This window comes from Cupriavidus sp. 10L43_2, assembly GCF_056395265.1.
This window is the reverse complement of sequence record NZ_JBFTJE010000007.1, coordinates 41,363-63,821: the sequence shown is the minus strand read 5'-3', so window position 1 is coordinate 63,821 and position 22,459 is coordinate 41,363. Positions and strand designations below refer to the sequence as shown.

Genomic DNA, 22,459 nt, shown 5'->3' with positions numbered 1-22,459 from the left:
GCCCAAAAGAAAAAGGGCGCCCAGCCGGGCGCCCCTTCATCGGTCTTACTAACGGTCAGACAATACTCAAACCGTAGTCTTGGCCTCCTGCGCCCGCAGGCGAATATGCAGCTCCCGCAGTTGCTTCTCGTCCACCGCCGACGGGGCCTGCGTCAGCAGATCCTGTGCACGCTGGGTCTTCGGGAAGGCGATCACGTCGCGGATCGAATCGGCGCCGGCCATCATCGTCACGATACGGTCGAGGCCGAATGCCAGTCCGCCGTGCGGCGGCGCGCCGTATTGCAGCGCATCCAGCAGGTAGCCGAACTTGGCCCGTGCCTCTTCCTCGCCGATCTTCAGCGCGCGGAACACCTTGCTCTGCACGTCCTCGCGGTAGATACGGACCGAACCGCCGCCCATTTCCCAGCCGTTCAGCACCATGTCGTACGCCTTGGCGATGCACTTGCCCGGATCGGTTTCCAGGTACTGCAGGTGCTCGTCCTTCGGGCTCGTGAACGGGTGGTGCATGGCCACCCAGCGCGCGTCTTCCTCGTCGTACTCGAACATCGGGAAGTCGATCACCCACAGCGGCTTCCACACGTCCTCGAACAGGCCGCTGGACTTGCCGAATTCGGAATGGCCGATCTTCAGGCGCAGGCCGCCGATGGCGTCGTTCACGACCTTGGCCTTGTCGGCGCCGAAGAAGATGATGTCGCCGTCCTGGGCGCCGGTGCGCTTCAGGATCTCGGCAATCGCGGCGTCATGCAGGTTCTTGACGATCGGCGATTGCAGGCCGTCGCGGCCCTTGGCCACTTCGTTGACCTTGATCCAGGCCAGGCCCTTGGCGCCGTAGATGCCGACGAACTGGGTGTAGGCGTCGATTTCGCCACGCGAGATCGAACCGCCGCCCGGCACGCGCAGACCCACCACGCGACCGTTGTCGCTGTTGGCCGGGCCCGAGAACACCTTGAAGTCGACGTCCTTCATCACGTCGGTCAGCTCGGTGAATTCGAGCTTCACGCGCAGGTCCGGCTTGTCCGAGCCGAAGCGGGCCATGGCCTCGCGGTACTCCATCACCGGGAACGCGGCGTCCAGGTCCACGTTGATGGCGTTCTTGAACACGGTGCGCATCATGTCCTCGAACAGGTCGCGGATCTCCTGCTCGGTCAGGAACGACGTCTCGCAGTCGATCTGCGTGAATTCGGGCTGGCGGTCAGCGCGCAGGTCTTCGTCGCGGAAGCACTTGGTGATCTGGTAGTAGCGGTCGAAGCCCGAGACCATCAGCATCTGCTTGAAGATCTGTGGCGATTGCGGCAGCGCGAAGAAATGGCCCGGGTTCGTGCGCGACGGCACCAGGTAGTCGCGCGCGCCTTCCGGCGTGCTCTTGCCCAGCATCGGCGTTTCGATGTCGATGAAGCCCTGGGCGTCCAGGTACTTGCGCACTTCCATGGCCACCTTGTAGCGCAGGCGCAGGTTGTACTGCATCTGCGGGCGGCGCAGGTCCAGCACGCGGTGCGTCAGGCGGGTGGTTTCCGACAGGTTGTCGTCGTCCAGCTGGAACGGGGGCGTGACCGACGGGTTCAGCACGCTCAGCTCATGGCACAGCACCTCGATCTTGCCCGAGGTCAGGTTGGCGTTCTCCGTGCCGGCCGGGCGCGGACGCACCTTGCCAGTGATGCGGATGCAGAACTCGTTGCGGATCTCTTCGGCGGCCTTGAACATCTCCGGGCGATCCGGATCGCAAACCACCTGCACCAGGCCCTCGCGGTCTCGCAGATCGACGAAGATCACGCCGCCGTGGTCACGCCGGCGCTGTACCCAGCCGGTCAGGGCCACTTCCTGGCCRATCAGTTGTTCGGTCACCAGACCGCAGTAGTGAGTACGCATGGAGGACATAGGAGAAATTCCCGGTAATGCGCGGCCGCGAGGCGGCCCGCGCGCAATTCAATGAGTAGGGTTCGAGTCGGCGACCGCAACCGCCTCTTCAGCGGTGTCCGCGGCCTCGGCCGCATCCGCCGGACGGCCCGGCGTGCCGGACTTGCGGGGCAGCTCCGTCGGTGCCACGACGCCCATCGAGACGATGTACTTGAGCGCGGCGTCGACGGTCATGTCGAGTTCGATGGTGTCGGCCTTGGGCATCATCAGGAAGAAGCCCGAGGTCGGATTCGGCGTGGTCGGCACGTAGACGCTGACGTATTCGCCCTGGAGGTGATTCTGCACGTCTCCGCCGGGCCGGCCGGTCAGAAACGCGATGGTCCACGACCCCTCGCGCGGATACTGCACCAGCAGCGCCTTGCGGAACGCGTTGCCGGACGACGACAGCAGCGTGTCCGAGACCTGCTTCACGCTGGTGTAGATGGGGCCCACCACGGGAATGCGGCCGAGCAGCATTTCCCACCAGCGCACCAGCCGTTGGCCGATGAAGTTGTGCGCGAGCACGCCCACCAGCAGGATGAACAGCAGCGTCAGGATGGCGCCAAGACCTGGAATGCGGCGCCCGAACAGGTTCTCGGGCTGCCACGCCACCGGCAGCAAGGCCATGCTCTGGTCCATCGTGCCGATGATCAAATTGAGCACCCACAGCGTGATGCCGAGCGGCACCAGCACGAGCAGCCCGGTCAGGAACCAGGTCTTGAGGGCGGAGGTTTTCTTGGCAACCACGGTTTTGGCCATGAGGGTCAGGCGCTGGCGCTGCCGCCCGCCGGGGCGGAAGGCGTCGAAGACGTGGACGTGGACGACGACGAAGCCGACGAACCAGACGCGTCACCGCCCGAGGCCGCCGGGGCCGATGCCGCCGCACCGCCCGTAGCCGCTGGCGCGCTGGCGCCCTTGTTGCCGCTGTTGCCGCCACGGAAGTCCGTGACGTACCAGCCCGAGCCCTTGAGCTGGAAGCCGGCGGCGGTCAGTTGTTTCTTGAAGGACCCGGCAGCGCCGCAGGATGGGCAGTCCGTGAGCGGGGCATCGCTCATTTTCTGCAGCACATCGCGCCCGTGGCCGCAGGCGTCGCAACGGTAGGCATAGATCGGCATGATGGTTCTTTTCGCGGAAATCTGGATTGGGAACAACAGGTGGCAGCGCCGGAGGCCATTTGCAATGGCAATTCGCGGAAAAACACCCACACGGCGATGCAAAGCCTCGGATTATAAACTGTCGGCGGCCCGTCCACCGCCGGGAAAAGAGGCCATTCCGGGCGCCTCAGGTCGCCCATGAGGCGCCTGGCGCCCGTTTTACCGGCGCCGCCGGGGTGCCGGACCCAGTTTCAGGCTTGGAAGTTACGCAATATGCACTTCCTTGACGCCCGGTCGCTCGCTGATCCATTGCGGCAGCAGCGAGCCGAACACCATGCCGCTGATCGAGAACATCAGCCCCACCATCTGCGGCGGCACGGCGGCGTCGGCGAAGGCCACCTCGCAGGTCAGCCAGGATGCCAGCCCCATCAGGATGGCGGCCAGCCCGCCCTGTCGCGTGGCCGGCTTCCAGAACAGCCCGAACGCCAGCGGCACGAAGGACGACACCAGCGTCACCTTGTACGCGTTTTCCACCATGTGGAAGATCGACAGGTGCGAATTCAGCGCGAACAGCGTCACCAGCGTCGTGAAGACCAGCACCACGGCCTGCATCACGCGCAGGAACTGCTTGTCGGTCAGATGGCGGAAGTACGGCCGCATGATGTTCTCCGCGAACGTCACGGACGGCGCCAGCAGCGTGGCCGACGCGCAGCTCTTGATGGCCGACAGCAGCGCACCGAAGAACATCACCTGCGCGAACATCGGCGCATGGGTCAGGATCAACTGCGGCAGGATCAGCTGCGAATCCGAGTTGATGTACCTCTCGACCATGCCGGGATCGATCATCGTGGCCGAATAGGCCAGGAACATCGGGATGAACGCGAAGAAGAAGTACAGCACGCCGCCCAGCACCGAGGCGCGCCCGGCAATCTTCTCGGTACGCGACGAGGTCACGCGCTGGAACACGTCCTGCTGCGGAATCGAGCCCAGCATCATCGTGAACAGCGCCGCCGCGAAGCCAATGATCTGGATCAGGTCCAGCGACGGCCAGAACTCGAACTTCCCGGCCGCCGCCGCGTGCGACACCACCGCCGCCACGCCGCCGGCCTGCCCGCTGACCTCGTAGCCGATATAGAGCATGCCGATCACGATGATGATCATCTGGATGAAATCGGTCACCGCCACCGACCACATGCCGCCGAACAGCGTGTAGACCAGCACGCTGGCCGCGCCGATCATCATGCCGGCGTCCTGCGACAGCGCGCCGTCGGACACCGTATAGAACACCAGCCCCAGCGCCTTGATCTGCGCCGCCACCCAGCCGAGGTAGGACGCCACGATACATAGCGTGGTCAGCACTTCGGCCACGCGCCCGTAGCGGTTGTGATAGTAGTCGCCGATGGTCAGCAGGTTCATCCGGTACAGCGGCCGGGCGAAGAACAGGCCCACCAGGATCAGGCAGAGCGAGGAGCCGAACGGGTCGGACACCACGCCGGAGAGCCCCTCCTTGAGGAACACGGCCGGGATGCCGAGCACGGTTTCGGAGCCGAACCAGGTGGCGAACACCGTGGCGGTGACGATGTAGAACGGCAGGCTGCGGCCGGCCACGGCGAAGTCGGCGGTGCCCTTGACGCGCAGCGCCGCCCACAGCCCAATGCCGACCGAGATAACCCAATAGACGATGACGAACCAGATCAGCATGCCGCTGCCCTATCCCAGATTTCCGAAGTTGCGGAGAAATGCCGGCGGATTATAGCGATGCAGACCCGACGGGTCGAAAAAAAATCCCCGGGCGCGGCGAATTCCCCACGCCGGTGCGGGAAGCGGCGCATGGACGACTTGGAAACGGCTCAGGGTCGAATCTGGATCGGATCAGGTTCGCTTCAGGCGCGCCGGCGCCAGACCTGCCAGCGCTCCTGGCCGGCCGCGAAGACCGGCAGCGGCGCGGCGGACGGACGGTCCTCCACCAGATCGAAGGCCGGCGCCAGCAGCCCGTCCAGCTCGGTGCGGGGCATGGTGAACGGGGGCCCGCCGCGCGTCTCACCTATATAGAAGTACCCGGCCAACAATCCGCCCGGTGGCAGCAGTGCCGCCACGCGGTCGGCATAGGGCTGGCGCAGCGCCGGCGGCAGCGCGCACAGGAAGGCGCGCTCGTAGATCAGTTGGCAGGGCGGCTCCGGCGTGAAGGCGAAGAAATCGGCCTCCCGCACCACCACGGCGGCGGCGCCGAGCGCCCGCCGCGCCGACGCCACCGCCTCGGCGGAGAAGTCGATCGCGGTCACCGGCCAGCCGCGCGCGTGGAGCCAGCCGGCCTCCCAGCCGTTGCCACAGCCCGGCACCAGGGTCGGGCACGGCGTCAATCCGGCAGCGAACGCCTCGAACTCGGCCGGCACGCCCTGAGCGTCCCAAGGCGTGAATTGCCGCGCAAAGCGCTCGTCCCAGAACGCCGCGTCGGCGGCGTTGCGGCTCTCGAATTCGCGTTTCGGGGGATTCGGCATGGCGTGCGTCCGAGGCTTACCAGTAGCCCGCCCAGGCCAGCGCCTGCACCAGCACGATGCCGGCCAGGAAGCCGCCGATCAGCATCAGCGCCGTGGACAGCCGACGGTTGGTGCGCCGCTGCTCCACCACGAGCTGCGCCAGCAACCGCTCCTGCTCGCCATTGTTCTGCAGCGCGCGGCGTTCCAGGAACTGGTGCGCCAGGCGCGGGAAGTCAGGCAGCATCTTGGCCCACTGCGGCGCCTCCACCTTTACCCGCTCCCAGGCGCCCTGCCAGCCCACCTGCTCGTACATCCACTTTTCGAGGAACGGCTTGGCGGTCTTCCAGAGGTCGAGTTCCGGGTCGAGCTGCCGGCCCAGCCCCTCGATATTGAGCAGCGTCTTCTGCAGCAGCACCAGCTGCGGCTGGATCTCGACGTTGAACCGCCGCGAGGTCTGGAACAGCCGCATCAGCACCATGCCGAGCGAGATCTCGCGCAGCGGTTTGTCGAAGTACGGCTCGCAGCAGGCGCGCACGGCGGACTCCAGCTCCTCCACGCGCGTCTCGGCCGGCACCCAGCCCGATTCCACGTGCAGCAGCGCCACACGGTGGTAGTCGCGTCGGAAAAAGGCGATGAAGTTCTGCGCGAGGTAGTTCTTGTCGAACTCGGACAGCGCGCCGACGATGCCGAAGTCCAGCGCGATATAGCGCCCGAACGTCTCCGGCTGCACCGAGACGAGGATGTTGCCGGGGTGCATGTCGGCGTGGAAGAAGCCGTCGCGGAACACCTGCGTGAAGAAGATCTCCACGCCCTCCTCGGCCAGCTGGTGCATGTCCACGCCAGCCGCCTTCAGCGACTCCATGCGCGAGATCGGGATGCCGTGCATCCGCTCCATCACGAACACGTTGCTGGTGCACCAGTCCCAGAACACTTCCGGCACCAGCAGCAGCCCGCTCTCGATGAAGTTGCGGCGCAACTGGCTGGCGTTGGCGGCCTCGATCATCAGGTCGAGTTCGTCGTGCAGGTACTTGTCGAACTCGGCCACCACCTCGCGCGGCTTGAGCCGGCGGCCATCCACCCAGACGCGCTCGAGCCAGGTCGCCATGTCGCGCATCAGGGCCAGGTCGCTGTCGATCACGGGCAGCATGCCGGGCCGCAGCACCTTCACCGCCACCTCACGCCCATGGTTCGGGCCGCCGCGCAGCGTGGCGAAGTGCACCTGCGCGATGGACGCGCTGGCCACCGGCGTGTGCTCGAAATTCTCGAACAAGTCCGAAAGCGGCCGGCCGAGCGACTTCTCGATGATCTTGACGGCCAACACCGGGTCGAACGGCGGCACCTGGTCCTGGAGCATCGCCAGTTCGTCGGCGATGTCGGGCGGCATCAGGTCGCGGCGGGTGGACAACACCTGGCCGAACTTGACGAAGATCGGCCCGAGCGTGGTCAGCGCCATCCGCAGGCGCACGCCGCGCGGCTGCTCGAGCTTGCGGCCGATGGTGATGACCTTCACCAGCAGCTTGATGCGCCGGCTCTTGAAGCCGGACAGCACGAGTTCATCGAGCCCGTAATACAGGATGACAAAGACGATCTTGCAGAGACGCAGAAGGCGGGTCATGCGGGTTCTTTACGGTGCGGAGGCACGCCGCGCGCGCAGGCGGCGGCGCAGGCAAAAGGGAGGGAGGACGACGGCCGGGCCATCAACGGTGGGCGGACGGCAGCTTGCCCGGCGCGGCCGGCTGGCGTTCCAGCCGTTCCAGCCGCTTTTCCAGCCGTTCGAGGTCGTCGCGCAGCCGCGCCACGTCATCGGCAAAGCCGTCCAGCGCCGCGTGGCGTACGAGGGTCGGTTGTTCGTCGAGTAGGTATTCCGTCACATTGTCGAGCAGGGCGCGGCCCACGCGGGTGGCGTTGTCGTGGACCTGGCGTGCGCCATCGACCACGCGCTGCGCCACGCTGTCACTGACCGGGCCGCCCATCACGCCGCGCAGCGCGCGCGACAAGTCTTCGGCGGCGTCCCAGCGCAGGCTGCGGGCCAGCGTGGACACGGCGTTGGCCAGTTCCGCGTCGCCTTCGATCCGCACATGGCGCATCGCGGCGGCCTGCCCGCCCTCGGCCACGTCGGCCACCACCAGCGGCCATTGCTGCAACGGCACCAGCAAGGTCACGGCCGGCGCCTCGGCCACCGTGGCCTGCTCGATGCAGCCGTGTTCGGTCACCTTCAGCGCTAGCGCAAAGGCGGCGGCATCGAAGCGGATCACGCGGCCGGCAAAGGGCGACAGCAGCGCGCAGGCCCACGGCTCCTGTTCGATCAGGTGATTGAGGGCGGCAACGATCGGCGCGGCCAGCGGGGAAGGCAAGGCGTTCATGGCGAGCGGTTTGCGGTAGTCGGGCAACAAAAAAGGCCCACGCACGCGTGGGCCTCCATTCTAAGCTACTCGCCCGCCGCATCCGTGGAAGCGGCGGGGAGATTACGCTCAGGACTCCTGCTGAATGCCGGCCAGCAGCCAGCCACCGTTGCCGGCGGTGGCCTTGGCCAGGTTCCAGACCTCGGCGAACGGCTGGGCCGGCTCGCCCGCGCGCTCGCGGATCATGCCGGCGAAACGCACGCTGGCAACGTGCTGCGTCGGGGTGTCCTCGATGCCCAGCAGTTGGGCATCCAGCGTCACGACGTCGGTCTTGTTGACCTCGGCGCCGCGCTCGGCCAGATCCATCTTGATCTCGGCGAACATTTCCGGCGTGGTGAACTCGCGGATGTCGTCGAGATTGCCGGCGTCCCACGCGGCCTGCAGGCGCACATAGTGAACCTTGGCATTGCGCAGGAAGGCTTCGGTGTCGAAGTCGGCCGGCACGCCCCACGGTTGCTGCACTGCAGCAGCCACGTCGCCGGCGGCAGCGCCACCCATCACCGGGTTGGCCGCCGCGCCGCCGTAGGCGGCAGGTTGCGCGGGTTGGGCCGGTTGCTCGGCCTGACGGAAGGTCGGCTCGGCGGTGCGCGACAGGTCATTGCCACCGAAACCACCCTGGTTGCCCTGATTGCCCATGCCGGCGTAGGCCGGTTGCTGGCGGCGCGCTGCGCCTCCGCGGAACTTGCGGATCAGCCAGAAGGCCAGCAGCGCGATACCGCCGATCAGGATCAGATTCGACAGGAAGCTGGCAGCCGCACCGCCCAGACCGAAGTGCGAGAGCAGGTAGCCAAGACCCAGACCAGCCGCCAGGCCGCCGAGCATGCCGCCCCAGTTACGCTTGGGTGCAGCAGCCGCCGCACCGCCGGCCGCGCCAGCCGTGGCCGGTGCCGCCTGGTTGGGCTGTTGGGCCGGTTGCTGCGTCGGCGATTGCTGGGCCGGCGCCTGCTGACGTTGCTGCGTCACGGAGGACGACTGCTTGCCAACACTGCGCGAGCCGCCCAGCCGCTTGGCATTGGCGTCCAGTGCGACCCCCAGCGCCAGCGTCGCGATCAGCGACGCGGCGAGGAATTTTCCACGAAAAGAAGACATTTTCTGCGATCCCCTGTCAGTTTCGGCCATCCAAGGCCGAACATGGCGAATTAGTACTTACGCCCGACGTGGAGCGCCACCACTCCGCCCGTCAGATTGAAGTATTCGACCTTCTCGAGCCCCGCATGTTCCATCAAGCGTACAAGTGAACCCTGGTCTGGATGCATTCTGATCGATTCTGCGAGATAGCGATAGCTCGGGGCATCCCCAGCCACCCGCTCGCCCAGCCACGGCAATACCTTGAACGAGTAAACATCGTAGGCCTTTTCCAGCGRCTTCCAGACTTTGGAGAATTCCAGGACCATGACCTTGCCGCCCGGCTTCACCACGCGGCGCATCTCGGCCAGCGCGCGGTCCTTGTGGGTCATGTTACGCAGCCCGAACGCCACCGTGACGAGGTCGAAGTAGTTGTCCGGAAAGGGAATCCGCTCGGCGTCGCACAGCGCCACCGGGGTCACCACGCCCTTGTCGAGCAGGCGGTCGCGGCCCACGCGCAGCATGGATTCGTTGATGTCTGTCAGCCAGACCTCGCCGGTCGGGCCGGCCCGCTTCGCGAAAGCCTTGGCCAGGTCGCCCGTGCCGCCGGCGATGTCGAGCACCTTCTGGCCCGGGCGCACATTGGCCTGGGCGATGGTGAACATCTTCCAAAGCCGGTGCATGCCGCCGGACATCAGGTCGTTCATCACGTCGTACTTGCTCGCGACCGAATGGAACACGCCAGCTACCTTGCCGGCCTTATCCGTTTCGTCGACTTTCTCGAACCCGAAGTGGGTCTCGCTCATGTCTGGTACTCCAGGTGCGGATATATATAGACGGGGATCAGTGGTGGTGGCCGCAGGCATGGCCGCCGCCGGCCACCATCGGCGCATCGCGGTCGACGCCGGCGGCTTCGAGCCGCTTCAGGTAGTCGTTCCACAGCGCTTCCTGCTGGTCGCCCAGGCGATACAGCAGCTCCCACGAGTAGATGCCGGTGTCGTGGCCGTCGTCGAAACGGATCAGGATCGCGTAGTTGCCCACGGGCTCCACCGCCGCGATGCCCACCTCGCGCTTGCCGGTCTGGAGCGTTTCCTGGCCCGGGCCATGGCCCTGGACCTCGGCGGACGGCGAATAGACGCGCAGCAGCTCGAACGGCAGGCGCCACGCGCGGCCATTGTCGAAGCCGATTTCCAGCACGCGCGACTGCGTATGCACGGTCAGCGCGGTGGGATGGGGGGTGTCTTTCTCTAGGCCAGCCATAGTAGGGTCACGCGGGGAGCGCGTCCGATGTGTCTTGTACGACCCGATAGCTTACTCCACCCCCCATGCCTTGCCCATCCTGGGGTCCGGCACCGCTTTCGTCGCGCGCGCCGGTCGGCGCCACGGGGAGGTAGCGCAGCCGCCGGTCATGGAAGGCGGCCACGGTGCTGCGGTGGGCGATGCTGACGATGGTGGCGTCCGGCAGGCTATCGACCATCAGCTGGTACATGGCAGCCTCGGTTTCCTCGTCGAGCGCCGCCGTGGCCTCGTCCAGGAACAGGAAATCGGGCTTCTGGAGCAGCGCGCGGGCGAAGGCCAGCCGTTGCTGCTCGCCCGGCGACAGGCGCAGCGACCAGTTGTCGAACACATCGAGCTGGTTCGCCAGCATGGCCAGCCGGGCCTGGCGCAGCACCTGTTGCAGCGTCTCGCACGAGTGCGCCGTGCCGGCGTCCGGGTAGGCCAGCGCATCGGCCAGCGTGCCGATCGGCAGGTAGCTGCGCTGCGGCAGGAACAGCATGCGCTTGCCCGGCACCGCGATGCGGCCGTGGCCGTAGGGCCAGATSCCGGCCAGCGCGCGGAACARCACGCTCTTGCCGCAGCCGGASGGCCCGCTGACCAGCCASCGCTCGCCSKGCCCGATSGACAGCGAGAACGGCGCCACCAGCGGCCGCTGGCGCGGGTGGGCCGGATGTTGCGGATCCACGCCCTCCTCGTCCGGGCTCTTGCCGCCGCGTACCGGCAGCGCCAGCGCGAGGCCGGTCAGGTCGATGCCGTCCTGGCCCTCCGCCACCACCACCTCGATGTCGCCCGGGCCCTCGTGCGTCAGGTCCTGGCGCTCGGCCACGCGGATGGCGTCCTGGAAGTCGATCAGACGGTTGGCGGCGGCCTTCCAGCCGACCAGCGTGGCGTAGCTGTCCACGAACCAGGACAGCGCGCCCTGCACCTGCCCGAAGGCGGAATTGATCTGCATCAGCCCGCCCAGCGTGAGCTTGCCGGAGAAATAGCGCGGCGCGGCCACCAGCAGCGGGAAGATGATCGCGAACTGGCCGTAGCCCGAGTTCACGAAGGTCAGCCGCCGCGTGTAGCGCATCAGCTGGTTCCAGTTCGCCCGGATCCGTTCGAAGCGGGCCCGCAGGCCGGCCTGCTCGGTCGGTTCGCCGCGGTACAGCGCCACCGGCTCGCTATTCTCGCGCAGGCGCACCAGCATGAAACGGAAGTTGGCTTCGTACTGCTCCTGCTGGAAGGACAGGCCGATCAGCGGCCGGCCCACGAAGTGGGCAATCAGCGAGCCGATCACCGCGTAGCCGGCGGCGAACCAGACCATGTAGCCGGGAATCGTCAGTTCGGTGCCGCCCAGCACGAAGCTGATCGGCCCCGACACCACCCAGAGAATGCCGATGAACGACACCAGCGTGACCACCGAGTTCAGCAGCCCCATGGAGAGCGTCAGCGCCCCGTCGGTGAACTGGCGCAGGTCGTCGGCCAGACGCTGGTCGGGGTTGTCGGTCGAATGGGTCTGTTCGATGCGGTAGTACGCCTGATGGCCGAGCCAGCGCTGCATGAAGACGCCGGTCATCCACGTCCGCCAGCGCATCTGCAACATCATCTGGTAGTACTGGCGCGAGATCGCCAGCACGATGAAACAGGCCGCGATCCACGAGAATCGCAGCAGCAGTTCCTTGAACGAGACGAAGTCGCGCTGTTCCAGGGCGTTGTAGAACACCCGGTTCCACTCGGTCAGCAGCACGTTGATATAGACGATGCCGAGATTGAGCGCGACGACCAGGAGCAGCAGCCCCAGCCCSGCCTTGCGGTCTTCGGATTTCCAGTAAGGCTTGATCAGGTCCCAGGTGGCCGCCAGGCGCAGCCGGCTCTGGATCTTGAGAGCCTCGGCCGGGACGGCCGGGCCGGGCACGGTGACGGACGACGGAGTGGAGGACATGGTGGCGCAGGTGTGGCCCGCCGCCGTTCCGGCCAGCGGGCGTGTTGTTGTTCGACGGAGGTCAGACGTCGCCGCCCCGTGGCGGGTTCCGTGCCGCCCTCCGGTCAGTCAGCCATGCTCGGTTGTTATCGCAGTCAGACAATCAGTCAGCGGAGGGCATCACGGCCAGCGCGGTGCGCAGCGTCGGCAGCCGCAGGGCCAGCTCGCCGATGCGCGCCGGCTCCGCCGCGCGCTGGGGCGCCGCCCAGATCGCCTCCGGGAAATGCGTGTCCCAGCGGTAGCGCGGAATGATATGCCAGTGCAGGTGCGGCACCATGTTGCCGAACGCGGCCAGGTTGACCTTGTCCGGCGTCATCACCTCGCGCACGGTGCGCTCCACCCGGGCCACCAGCCGCATCAGCCAGGCCTGGTCGGCATCGTCCAGATCGGTCAGCTCGGCGGCGTGGTCGTTCCAGACGATGCGGCAGAAGCCGGGATGCCGGTCATGCTCGACGAGGATCACGCGCGCGCGATCCCCCATCCAGACCAGTTCGCCGCCATCGGCTTCGCACAGGGGGCAGTTGGGGAGTCGCGTCATGGTATCCGCCGGAGTCCGCTGGCTGCCTTACACCAGCACGCGCTCGATGCCGCCGGCGTTGGCGCGGGCCACGTACTCGGGCAGCCAGTTCTCGCCCAGCAGGTGCTTGGCCATCTCGATCACGATGTAGTCGGCCGTCACCGAGGCGTCCTCGTTGTAGCGCGACAGCCCCTGCAGGCACGACGGGCAGCTGGTCAGGATCTTCACGTCGCCGGTGAAGCCGTCCGTGCGCAGCTTGTCGGCGCCCTTGCGCATTTCCTCTTCCTTGCGGAAGCGGACCTGCGTGGAGATGTCCGGGCGCGTCACGGCCAAAGTGCCGGATTCGCCACAGCAACGCTCGTTCTTCTCGATCTTGCCCGCACCGCTGCCGCCGTTCCCGCCCATCAGGTCATTGACCAGCTTGGTCGGGTCCATCGTCTTGATCGGGGTGTGGCAGGGGTCGTGGTACATGTAGCGCGTACCGGTCACGCCTTCCAGCTTCACGCCCTTCTCAAGCAAGTACTCGTGGATGTCGATGATGCGGCACCCCGGGAAGATCTTGTCGAATTCATACCCGGCGAGCTGGTCGTAACACGTGCCGCAGCTGACCACCACGGTCTTGATGTCGAGGTAGTTCAGCGTGTTGGCCACGCGGTGGAACAGCACGCGGTTGTCGCTGACCATCTTCTCGGCCTTGTCGTACTGGCCGTTGCCGCGCTGCGGATAGCCGCAGCACAGGTAGCCCGGCGGCAGCACGGTCTGCACGCCCACGTGCCACAGCATGGCCTGCGTGGCCAGCCCCACCTGCGAGAACAGCCGCTCCGAGCCGCAGCCCGGGAAGTAGAACACCGCCTCGCTCTCGGCCGTGGTCAGCTTCGGGTCGCGGATGATCGGCACGATCTCGTTGTCCTCGATGTCCAGCAGCGCGCGGGCCGTCTTCTTGGGCAGGTTGCCCGGCATCTTCTTGTTGATGAAGTGGATCACCTGCTGCTGCACCGGCGGCTTGCCGACCGTGGCCGGCGGGTGCTGGGTCTGCTTGCGGGCGAACTTCTTCAGCACCTCGTTGCCGAGCCGCTGGGCCTTGTAGCCGAGCCCGATCATTGCCGAGCGGGTCAGGTTGATGGTCTGCGGGTTGGTCGCGTTCAGGAAGAACATCGACGCCGCGGTACCCGGGTTGAACTTCTTCTGGCCCATCTTGCGCAGCAGGTTGCGCATGTTCATCGACACATCGCCGAAGTCGATCTTCACCGGGCACGGCGTCACGCACTTGTGGCAGACCGTGCAGTGGTCGGCCACGTCCGAGAACTCGTCCCAGTGCTTGATGGACACGCCCCGGCGCGTCTGTTCCTCGTACAGGAAGGCTTCGATCAGCAGCGAGGTCGCCAGGATCTTGTTGCGCGGGCTGTACAGCAGGTTGGCGCGCGGCACGTGGGTGGCGCACACCGGCTTGCACTTGCCGCAGCGCAGGCAGTCCTTCACGCTTTCGGCAATCGCGCCGATGTCGCTCTGCTGCATGATGATGGACTCGTGCCCCATCAGGCCGAACGACGGCGTGTACGCGTTGCGCAGGTCGGCGCCCGGCAGCAGCTTGCCCTTGTTGAAGCGGCCCTGCGGGTCCACGCGCTGCTTGTAGGCGCGGAACTCGCCGATCTCGTCCTCGGTCAGGAACTCCAGCTTGGTGATGCCGATGCCGTGCTCGCCCGAGATCACGCCGTCCAGCGAGCGCGCCAGCGCCATGATGCGGGCCACCGCGCGGTGGGCGTCCTGCAGCATGGCGTAGTCGTCCGAGTTCACCGGGAGGTTGGTGTGGACGTTGCCGTCGCCGGCGTGCATGTGCAGCGCCACGAACACGCGGCCGCGCAGCACCTGCTTGTGGATCTTCTGCGCCTCGTCCAGGATCGGCTTGAACTCGCCGCCGTTGAAGATCTTGCGCAGCTCGGCGCGGACCTCGCTCTTCCAGCTCACGCGGATGGTGCGGTCCTGCAGCAGGTGGAACACGTTCGCGTCCGGCTGCTGGTGCAGGCGCTCCTCGAACGCCGGGCCGAGCAGGCCCAGGCCGTGGCCGATCAGCGCGGCACGCGCGGTGGCCAGCGGCACGTCCAGGTGGTCCTGCAGGTAGCGCCAGCGCGCGCGCACCTCGCGCAGCAGCGTCAGCGCGTGTGCAACCCGGTCTTCCAGCAGTTCGGCGCTCGGAATCTCGTTCGCGTCGTCGCTGCGGCCCAGTGGCAGGTTGCCGCGCGCGAAGAACGCTTCCAGCTCGTCGGCCAGCTTGAGCTTGTTCTTGATCGACAGTTCGATGTTGATGCGCTCGATGCCGTCGGTGTACTCGCCCATCCGCGGCAGCGGAATCACCACGTCCTCGTTGATCTTGAAGGCGTTGGTGTGGCGGGCGATGGCGGCCGTGCGCGAGCGGTCGAGCCAGAACTTCTTGCGGGCCTCCGGGCTCACCGCGACGAAGCCTTCGCCGCTCTTGCCGTTGGCCATGCGGATCACTTCCGAGGTGGCGCGCGCCACGGCGTCCTCGTCGTCGCCGACGATGTCACCGATCAGCACCATCTTCGGGAAGGCGTTGCGGCGGCTCTTGGTGGCGTAGCCCACGGCGCGCAGGTAGCGCTCGTCCAGGTGCTCCAGGCCGGCCAGGATGGCGCCGCCTTCGCGCTTGGACTCGCCGTCCAGGTAATCCTTGATCTCGACGATGCTCGGAATCGCGTCGCGCGGCTGGCCGAAGAACTCCAGGCAGACCGTGCGCACGTGCTTGGGCATGCGGTGCAGGATCCAGCGCGCGCTGGTGATGATGCCGTCGCAGCCTTCCTTCTGCACGCCGGGCAGGCCGGCCAGGAACTTGTCCGTGACGTCCTTGCCCAGCCCTTCCTTGCGGAACTTGCGGCCCTCGATGGCCAGCGTCTCGGTGCGCAGCACCTTGTCGCCCGGCGCGCGGTTGCCGTCCGACCACTTCAGTTCGAAGGTGGCCACGGGCACGTCGTGAATCTTGCCGAGGTTGTGGTCCAGGCGCGTGATCTCGAGCCAGTTGCCCTCGGGATCGACCATGCGCCACCAGGCCAGGTTGTCGAGCGCGGTGCCCCACAGCACGGCCTTCTTGCCGCCGGCGTTCATCGCCACATTGCCGCCGATGCACGAGGCATCGATCGAGGTCGGGTCCACCGCGAAGACGAGGCCGGCCTTGTCGGCCGCGTCCGCCACGCGGCGCGTGACCACGCCGGCGCCGGAGAAGATCGTCGCCACCTTGTGGTCCACGCCGGGCAGGTCGGTCTGCTCGACCAGGCCCAGCTCCTCGAGCTTCTCGGTGTTGATGACGGCCGAGAACGGCGTCAGCGGCACGGCGCCGCCGGTGTAGCCGGTGCCGCCTCCGCGCGGGATGATGGTCAGGCCGAGTTCGAAGCAGCCCTTCACCAGGCCGGCGATCTCTTCCTCGCTGTCCGGAGTCAGCACGACGAACGGGTATTCCACGCGCCAGTCGGTGGCGTCGGTCACGTGCGAGACGCGCGACAGCCCGTCGAACTTGATGTTGTCTTTCTGCGTGACCTTGCCCAGCACGCGCTGCGCGCGCTTGCGCAGGTCGTAGGCGTCGGCGAATTCCTGCTTGAACGACTCGATGGCCTGCTTGGCGAAGGCCACCAGCTGCTCCACCCGGTGCGAGCGATCCTCGGCGGCCGGCTCGGCGTGCTCGGCACGGTCGGCGGCGCGGCGCTTCTCGATCTCGCTCAGGCGGTGATGCAGCGCGCTGACCAGCATCTGGCGGCGCTTGGGGTTCTCGAGCAGGTCGTCCTGGAGGTACGGGTTGCGCCGTACGACCCAGATGTCGCCGAGCACTTCGTACAGCATTCGCGCGGAGCGGCCAGTGCGGCGCTCACCACGCAGTTCATCCAGAATGCGCCAGGCTTCCTCGCCCAGCAGGCGGATAACGATCTCGCGGTCCGAGAAGGACGTGTAGTTATAGGGAATCTCGCGCAGGCGCGCGGGGGCGTCCTGTGCGGCGAGCTTGGCATCGAGCACGAGTGGGGCGTTCATGGCGGGACCGCTTCCTGCTGCGCACGGGGACAGTGCGCGATTGTCGTTCATTGAAGCGCGATTGTACTGCAACGGCCCGCTTCGCTGCACCGCAACAAGGCATAAGAGACGGTTCTGTCAGAACCATTGACGAATCGCTTCCCCCACGCCGTGCCAGAACGAGTCTGGAATCCACATCAGGCTGGCCGTCATCACAAGGTAGCGGAAGAACTTGCCGATCGCCATATAGCCGAGGCTGGGCCAGAACGACAGGCGCAACCACCCCGCTAAAGTGCACAACGGATCACCTATAGCGGGCAGCCAGGACAGCAGCAACGTGGGCGGGCCCAGCCGGCGCATCCAGCGGAAGTATTTGGCGTCCAGCTTGGGCTTGTGTTTCTTCACCGGATGGCCGCGATGCTCGGCGTGCTCCCGCTCGTGCTGGATATGCTGGCGCCGCTGGCGGTAGCGCACCAGCGCCAGCTTGGCGGCGTAGCCGAGCCACCAGTCGATGGCCCCGCCGACCGTATTCCCAACCGTGGCCACGAGGATGGCCGGCCAGAACATGTCCGGGTTGAGCTTGATATAGCCGAACACGGCCGGCTCCGAGCCCAGCGGCAGCAGCGTGGCCGAGACCAGGCTGACCACAAAGATGGCCGGCAGGCCCACGCTGGGCAGGGCGACGGTTCCAAACAGCCAGTCGATGAACGCTTGCATGGTCCGGGGCAGATCGATGTGCGCCGGGCCGCCCCATGGTGGGGAACCCGCATGGCAGCACCGGGGGTTTTGTGATTAACTGTTAGAGCCGGTTCTGGCCGATCGTTCACGGCCGCGTCGCGGAATTCGCCACGCCAGGCATCTCCGGCAAGGCCGGGCCCCAGGCCCGGCAGCACCAATATCACGAAATAGCCGTAACAACCAAGCGGCAGTACCGCGTCGTGGCCCGTCCCGCGCAGTCGTTCGGGATTCTTGCGGCAGGCCATGCGCGTCCACCCCATATTGGAGACAAGCATGGCGATTCCGATCCGCCTGACGGTCAATGGCAAGCCCATTGACGCGCAGGTAGAACCCCACACCCTTCTGGTCCAGTTCCTGCGCGAAACCCTGCGCCTCACCGGCACGCATGTCGGCTGCGACACCGCCCAGTGCGGCGCCTGCACCGTCCACCTCGACGGCCGGGCGGTGAAGTCGTGCAACGTGCTGGCGCTCCAGGCGGACGGCGCCAAGGTCACCACCATCGAGGGCCTGGCGCCGGACGGACAACTCCATCCGATGCAGGAAGCGTTCCGCGAGTGCCACGGCCTGCAATGCGGCTTCTGCACGCCCGGCATGGTGATGGCCGCCACCGCGCTGCTGCGCGAGCGTCCCAACGCCGATGCCCAGACCATCCGCGAGCAGCTGGAAGGCAATATGTGCCGCTGCACCGGCTACCAGAACATCGTCCGCGCCGTGCAGCAGGGCCAATCCAGCATGCGCAGCGGCCAGGCCGTCGCCAGTGCGGAATAGGAGCCGACCATGAACGCACCCGAGAAGTTGATCGGCGCGCCGGTCCGCCGCAAGGAGGACTACCGCTTCCTGACCGGCAACGGCCAGTACACCGACGACGTGACCCTGCCGCGCCAGAGCTACGCCTGTTTCGTCCGCTCGCCGCACGCGCACGCGCGCATCCGCTCCATCGACAAGACCGAGGCCCTGGCCTCGCCCGGCGTGATTGCCGTGCTGACCGGCGAGGAGATGGCCGCCGACAAGGTGGGCGGCCTGCCCTGCGGCTGGCTGATCCACAGCATCGACGGCACGCCGATGAAAGAGCCACCCCACCCCGCGCTGGCGCACGGCAAGGCCCGCCACGTGGGCGACCAGGTGGCGCTGGTCATCGCCGAAACGCTCCAGCAGGCGCGTGACGCCGCCGAGATGGTCGATGTCGACTACGAGGAGTTGCCCGCCGTGGTCAGCCCGGCGGACGCCGCCGCAGCCGCCACGATGGTCCACGACGACGTGCCGGCCAACACCTGCTACACCTGGGGCCATGGCGACAAGGCCGCCACGGACGCCGCCTTCGGCAAGGCCGCGCACGTGACCACGCTCGATATCGTCAACAACCGGCTGATCCCGAACGCGATCGAGCCGCGCGCGGTCAACGCCAGCTACACGCGCCAGGACGACAGCTACACGGTCTACGTCTCGAACCAGAACCCGCACGTGGAGCGCCTGCTGATGGGCGCCTTCGTGCTCGGGCTGCCGGAGTCCCGCCTGCGCATCATCGCGCCGGACGTGGGCGGCGGCTTCGGCTCGAAGATCTTCCTCTATCCCGAGGACGTGGCGCTGACCTGGGCGTCGAAGAAGATCGGCCGGCCGGTGAAGTGGACCGCCGAGCGGTCCGAGTCCTTCCTGACTGACGCGCACGGCCGCGACCACGTGACCAAGGCCGAGCTGGCGCTCGATGCCGACGGCAAGTTCCTGGCCATGCGCGTGCACACGGTGGCGAACATGGGCGCCTACCTGTCCACCTTCGCCAGCAGCGTGCCGACCATCCTCTACGCCACGCTGCTGGCCGGCCAGTACGCCACGCCGGCGATCTACGCCGAGGTCAAGGCGGTGTTCACCAACACCTCGCCCGTCGATGCCTACCGGGGCGCCGGCCGCCCGGAGGCCACCTACGTGGTCGAGCGGCTGGTGGAAACCGCCGCGCGCGAGATGAACATCGCCCCCGCCACGCTGCGGCGCAAGAACTTCATCCACGACTTCCCCTACGCCACGCCGGTGGGCCTGACCTACGACACGGGCGACTACGAGCCCTGCCTGGCGCGTGCCGAGGAACTGGCCGACGTGGCCGGCTTCCCGGCCCGGCGCGAGGCCGCCAAGCAGCGCGGCAAGCTGCGCGGGCTGGGCTACTCCTGCTACATCGAGGCGTGCGGACTGGCGCCATCGAACATCGCCGGGGCACTCGGCGCGCGGGCGGGCCTGTTCGAAGTGGGCGAGATCCGCGTCCACCCCACCGGCACGGTCACCGTGTTCACCGGCTCCCACAGCCATGGGCAGGGCCACGAGACCACCTTCGCGCAGATCGTGGCGGACCGGCTCGGCATCGGGCTGGAGGCGGTGGAGATCGTCCATGGCGATACCGGCCGGGTGCCGTTCGGCATGGGCACCTACGGCTCGCGCTCGCTGGCCGTGGGCGGCTCGGCCATCATGAAGGCGCTGGACAAGATCGAGACGAAAGCCAAGAAGATCGCCGCGCATCTGCTGGAGGCATCCGACGCCGACATCGAGTTCCAGGACGGCGTGTTCCGCGTGGCCGGCACCGATCGCACCAAGACCTTCGGCGAGGTGGCGCTGACCGCCTACGTGCCGCACAACTACCCGCTCGACAAGCTCGAACCGGGCCTGAACGAGAACGCGTTCTACGATCCGACCAACTTCACCTACCCGTCCGGCGCCTACGTCTGCGAGGTGGAGGTGGACCCCGACACCGGCGAGTCGCAGGTGGTCAAGTTCACCGCCGTGGATGACTTCGGCAACATCATCAATCCGATGATCGTGGAAGGCCAGGTGCATGGCGGCATCGGCCAGGGCCTGGGCCAGGCCATGCTGGAGCAGTGCGTGTACGACCCCGACAGCGGCCAGTTGCTGACCGGCTCCTACATGGACTACGCCATGCCGCGCGCGGCCGACCTGCCCGACTTCACCGTGGAGACCGCCAAGGGCACGCCATGCACGCACAACCCGCTCGGCGTGAAGGGCTGCGGGGAGGCCGGCGCCATCGGCTCGCCACCGGCGTTCATCAACGCGCTGGTCGATGCGCTGGCACCGCTCGGCGTGCGCGACGTACAGATGCCAGCCACGCCGCACCGCGTGTGGCAGGCCATCCAGTCCGCACAATCCACATCGGCCTGAATCGGGAGAAAGACATCATGTACGCATTCCAGTTCGAACGCGCCACGGATGCCAAGGCCGCCGTGGCCAAGCTCCAGGCCGACGCCGACGCCAAGTTCCTGGGCGGCGGCCAGAGCCTGCTCGCGGCGATGAAGCTGCGGCTCGCGGCGCCCAGCATGCTGGTGGACGTGTCGCGCATCCCGGGCATGGCGGACATCCGCGTGGAGGGCGACGAGTTGGTGATCGGCGCCGCCGCGCGCCATGCCGACGTGGCCGCCCATGCGGAAGTCTTGCGCCGCATCCCGGCGCTGGCGGCCATGGCCAATGGCATCGGCGACCGTCAGGTACGGGCGATGGGCACCATCGGCGGCTCGCTGGCCAACGACGACCCCGGCGCCGACTACCCCGCCGCCGTGCTCGGCCTCAACGCCACCGTGGTCACCGACCGGCGCAACATCGCCGCCGACAGCTTCTTCAAGGGGCTCTATGAAACGGCGCTCGCCCCCGACGAGCTGATCACGGCGGTCCGCTTCCCCACCCCGGACCAGGCCGCCTACATCAAGTTCCGCAACCCGGCCTCGCGCTTCGCGCTGGTCGGCGTGATGGTGGCGCGCACCGGCAAACTGGTGCGCGTGGCCATCACCGGCGCGGCAGACAGCGTTTACCGCGCCCCCGACCTGGAACAGGCCCTGACCGCCAGCTTCACCCCCGCCGCCGCCCGCGCGGTAAAGGTGGACGCCGCCCGGCTCAACACGGACCTGCACGCGTCAGCGGCATACCGCGCGCATCTGATTCCGGTGCTGACAGCAAGGGCGGTGGAGCAGGCGTTGAAGGGGTGATGCTAGGCTGTGGCCCCCCATCCATCCGGGATGGGGAGCCAACAGCCTGCCCTATCCGGCTATGGCAGGCGCCAGAAGTTGGCGCGGTCGGTCCGATAGGTCGCGGCGGCGCTGTTGAAGTAACACTTGTCGTAGCAGTGGGTGCCGTCCCATAAGGTGGCGTGTCCCTTGGCGTCCGTCCAGCCCGATATTTCGAACACCAGTAACCCTTGTTGTCCGGCCAACGCGCCGCCGTGGGAAGGCGGATGCGCAACCACTTCCGGCCGGCCCCATCGCACCTTGAGGTAGTCGAGCACCCTCTCGATGCGATAGAAGTACCAGCTGCCATCGGCGCCGGAGACGGTTTCCTTCTTGACAAATGGGATTCGTGCGCCAGTTTGGTTTAGGACATAACTGATGCGCACGGCGCAGGTGTTCTCCCAACGTTGCTTCGGATCCGGGTGCAGGATGTTGCGCTTCACCATACCGCCAATGACGTTCGCCACGCGCACAGAGGAATTGGAGGGATCGTAGATGCGATTGGCCGCAGCCCATGCCGCATGAAAGGAAGGTCTCGTCATCATGGCTCCTGTCGGTGGGTCTGGTTCGGCCTCGGGACGTGGCGCTTGACCTGATCCTGAAGCGCCCTGCTGTGATAGAGGTCCAGGCACTTCAACAGACGAAATTGCTGGCCCATGGAATGGGCCTTCAGCCGTGGATTGCGGTAGTCGCGTGCCAGGAACTGGTCGACGAGGGGCGGGATCGCATCAATACTTGATGCCATGTCGTAGTAGAGGGATGCGCTCAGTTCATCCGCCGTCTGGCCGGCGTCTGCCGATGCGGCTGCGTCGCCCTCGTATGCCCTGGCGATGCAGCGCGCCAGCACCATGTCCTTGTAATTCTGGCCGTACGTTCGACCCTGCGCGTCGGACGCGTGCGTGTCGGGCGCCTTGGCATTCGCGGTTAGGGCCCAGGCCGCGCACGAAGCCAGCATGAGCCAACGGATTCGAAGCATGAGTGTCTCCAGGAAGAGCGGTTGCAGTGCATGACATCACGCACCAGAGGCGCTTC

The 22,459-nt window shown here is 66.9% G+C and carries 19 protein-coding genes; 3 read left to right on the top strand and 16 right to left on the bottom strand.

Annotated elements, in window-relative coordinates:
* Nucleotides 1–66 precede the first annotated feature (66 nt).
* The 14 genes from aspS to AC1DEL_RS12305 all read right to left on the bottom strand — a co-directional run bounded on the left by aspS (nucleotide 67) and on the right by AC1DEL_RS12305 (nucleotide 17,414).
* Nucleotides 67–1,875, bottom strand: coding sequence for an aspartate--tRNA ligase (gene aspS / locus AC1DEL_RS12370; protein WP_092291825.1), 1,809 nt, complete (start codon nucleotides 1,873–1,875; stop codon nucleotides 67–69).
* Nucleotides 1,876–1,923: 48 nt separating this feature from the next.
* Nucleotides 1,924–2,640, bottom strand: coding sequence for a DUF502 domain-containing protein (locus AC1DEL_RS12365; protein ID WP_454756808.1), 717 nt, complete (start codon nucleotides 2,638–2,640; stop codon nucleotides 1,924–1,926).
* A gap of 17 nt (nucleotides 2,641–2,657) precedes the next feature.
* Nucleotides 2,658–3,008 (bottom strand): FmdB family zinc ribbon protein, encoded by a 351-nt coding sequence (locus AC1DEL_RS12360; RefSeq protein ID WP_477125799.1) that lies wholly within the window; start codon nucleotides 3,006–3,008, stop codon nucleotides 2,658–2,660.
* Nucleotides 3,009–3,251: 243 nt separating this feature from the next.
* Complete coding sequence (locus AC1DEL_RS12355; protein WP_477125798.1) at nucleotides 3,252–4,688, bottom strand: high affinity choline transporter 1; 1,437 nt, start codon at nucleotides 4,686–4,688, stop codon at nucleotides 3,252–3,254.
* Between the two features lie 182 nt (nucleotides 4,689–4,870).
* Nucleotides 4,871–5,485, bottom strand: a complete 615-nt coding sequence (locus AC1DEL_RS12350; protein ID WP_092291819.1) for a methyltransferase domain-containing protein — start codon at nucleotides 5,483–5,485, stop codon at nucleotides 4,871–4,873.
* A 16-nt stretch (nucleotides 5,486–5,501) separates the two neighbouring features.
* Nucleotides 5,502–7,079: a ubiquinone biosynthesis regulatory protein kinase UbiB gene (ubiB, locus tag AC1DEL_RS12345; RefSeq protein WP_092291817.1), complete on the bottom strand. Its 1,578-nt coding sequence runs from the start codon at nucleotides 7,077–7,079 to the stop codon at nucleotides 5,502–5,504.
* An 82-nt stretch (nucleotides 7,080–7,161) separates the two neighbouring features.
* Entirely contained in the window at nucleotides 7,162–7,827 is a 666-nt protein-coding gene (locus AC1DEL_RS12340; protein ID WP_092291815.1) for a ubiquinone biosynthesis accessory factor UbiJ, read from the bottom strand.
* A 108-nt stretch (nucleotides 7,828–7,935) separates the two neighbouring features.
* A complete protein-coding gene (locus tag AC1DEL_RS12335; RefSeq protein WP_477125797.1) occupies nucleotides 7,936–8,955 on the bottom strand; it encodes a Tim44 domain-containing protein in 1,020 nt (339 codons plus the stop codon).
* A gap of 50 nt (nucleotides 8,956–9,005) precedes the next feature.
* On the bottom strand, nucleotides 9,006–9,737 hold the full coding sequence (gene ubiE, locus AC1DEL_RS12330; RefSeq protein WP_477159090.1) for a bifunctional demethylmenaquinone methyltransferase/2-methoxy-6-polyprenyl-1,4-benzoquinol methylase UbiE: 732 nt from the start codon (nucleotides 9,735–9,737) through the stop codon (nucleotides 9,006–9,008).
* 37 nt (nucleotides 9,738–9,774) lie between these two features.
* Entirely contained in the window at nucleotides 9,775–10,191 is a 417-nt protein-coding gene (locus AC1DEL_RS12325) for a gamma-butyrobetaine hydroxylase family protein (RefSeq protein ID WP_092291808.1), read from the bottom strand.
* A 7-nt stretch (nucleotides 10,192–10,198) separates the two neighbouring features.
* Complete coding sequence (locus tag AC1DEL_RS12320) at nucleotides 10,199–12,133, bottom strand: ABC transporter ATP-binding protein/permease (protein WP_477159089.1); 1,935 nt, start codon at nucleotides 12,131–12,133, stop codon at nucleotides 10,199–10,201.
* 142 nt (nucleotides 12,134–12,275) lie between these two features.
* Nucleotides 12,276–12,710, bottom strand: a complete 435-nt coding sequence (locus AC1DEL_RS12315) for an HIT family protein (protein WP_092291804.1) — start codon at nucleotides 12,708–12,710, stop codon at nucleotides 12,276–12,278.
* A 27-nt stretch (nucleotides 12,711–12,737) separates the two neighbouring features.
* Entirely contained in the window at nucleotides 12,738–16,718 is a 3,981-nt protein-coding gene (locus AC1DEL_RS12310; RefSeq protein WP_092291802.1) for a DUF3683 domain-containing protein, read from the bottom strand.
* 117 nt (nucleotides 16,719–16,835) lie between these two features.
* Nucleotides 16,836–17,414: a YqaA family protein gene (locus AC1DEL_RS12305; RefSeq protein WP_092291800.1), complete on the bottom strand. Its 579-nt coding sequence runs from the start codon at nucleotides 17,412–17,414 to the stop codon at nucleotides 16,836–16,838.
* 294 nt (nucleotides 17,415–17,708) lie between these two features.
* Here AC1DEL_RS12305 and AC1DEL_RS12300 point away from each other — a divergent pair, with 294 nt between their 5' ends.
* From AC1DEL_RS12300 to AC1DEL_RS12290, 3 genes are read left to right on the top strand one after another with little or no spacing between them, the layout of a single operon-like run.
* Entirely contained in the window at nucleotides 17,709–18,203 is a 495-nt protein-coding gene (locus AC1DEL_RS12300; RefSeq protein ID WP_092291798.1) for a (2Fe-2S)-binding protein, read from the top strand.
* A 9-nt stretch (nucleotides 18,204–18,212) separates the two neighbouring features.
* Complete coding sequence (locus AC1DEL_RS12295; protein ID WP_477125796.1) at nucleotides 18,213–20,591, top strand: xanthine dehydrogenase family protein molybdopterin-binding subunit; 2,379 nt, start codon at nucleotides 18,213–18,215, stop codon at nucleotides 20,589–20,591.
* 17 nt (nucleotides 20,592–20,608) lie between these two features.
* Nucleotides 20,609–21,409: an FAD binding domain-containing protein gene (locus AC1DEL_RS12290; RefSeq protein ID WP_477105508.1), complete on the top strand. Its 801-nt coding sequence runs from the start codon at nucleotides 20,609–20,611 to the stop codon at nucleotides 21,407–21,409.
* Nucleotides 21,410–21,468: 59 nt separating this feature from the next.
* Here AC1DEL_RS12290 and AC1DEL_RS12285 read toward each other — a convergent pair whose 3' ends face one another.
* Both AC1DEL_RS12285 and AC1DEL_RS12280 read right to left on the bottom strand, forming a co-directional pair.
* Nucleotides 21,469–21,972 (bottom strand): type VI secretion system amidase effector protein Tae4, encoded by a 504-nt coding sequence (locus tag AC1DEL_RS12285; RefSeq protein ID WP_255370712.1) that lies wholly within the window; start codon nucleotides 21,970–21,972, stop codon nucleotides 21,469–21,471.
* Complete coding sequence (locus AC1DEL_RS12280) at nucleotides 21,969–22,403, bottom strand: T6SS amidase immunity protein Tai4 family protein (RefSeq protein WP_218158019.1); 435 nt, start codon at nucleotides 22,401–22,403, stop codon at nucleotides 21,969–21,971. Before AC1DEL_RS12280 ends, AC1DEL_RS12285 begins: the two co-directional genes overlap by 4 nt.
* Between the last annotated feature and the right edge of the window lie 56 nt (nucleotides 22,404–22,459).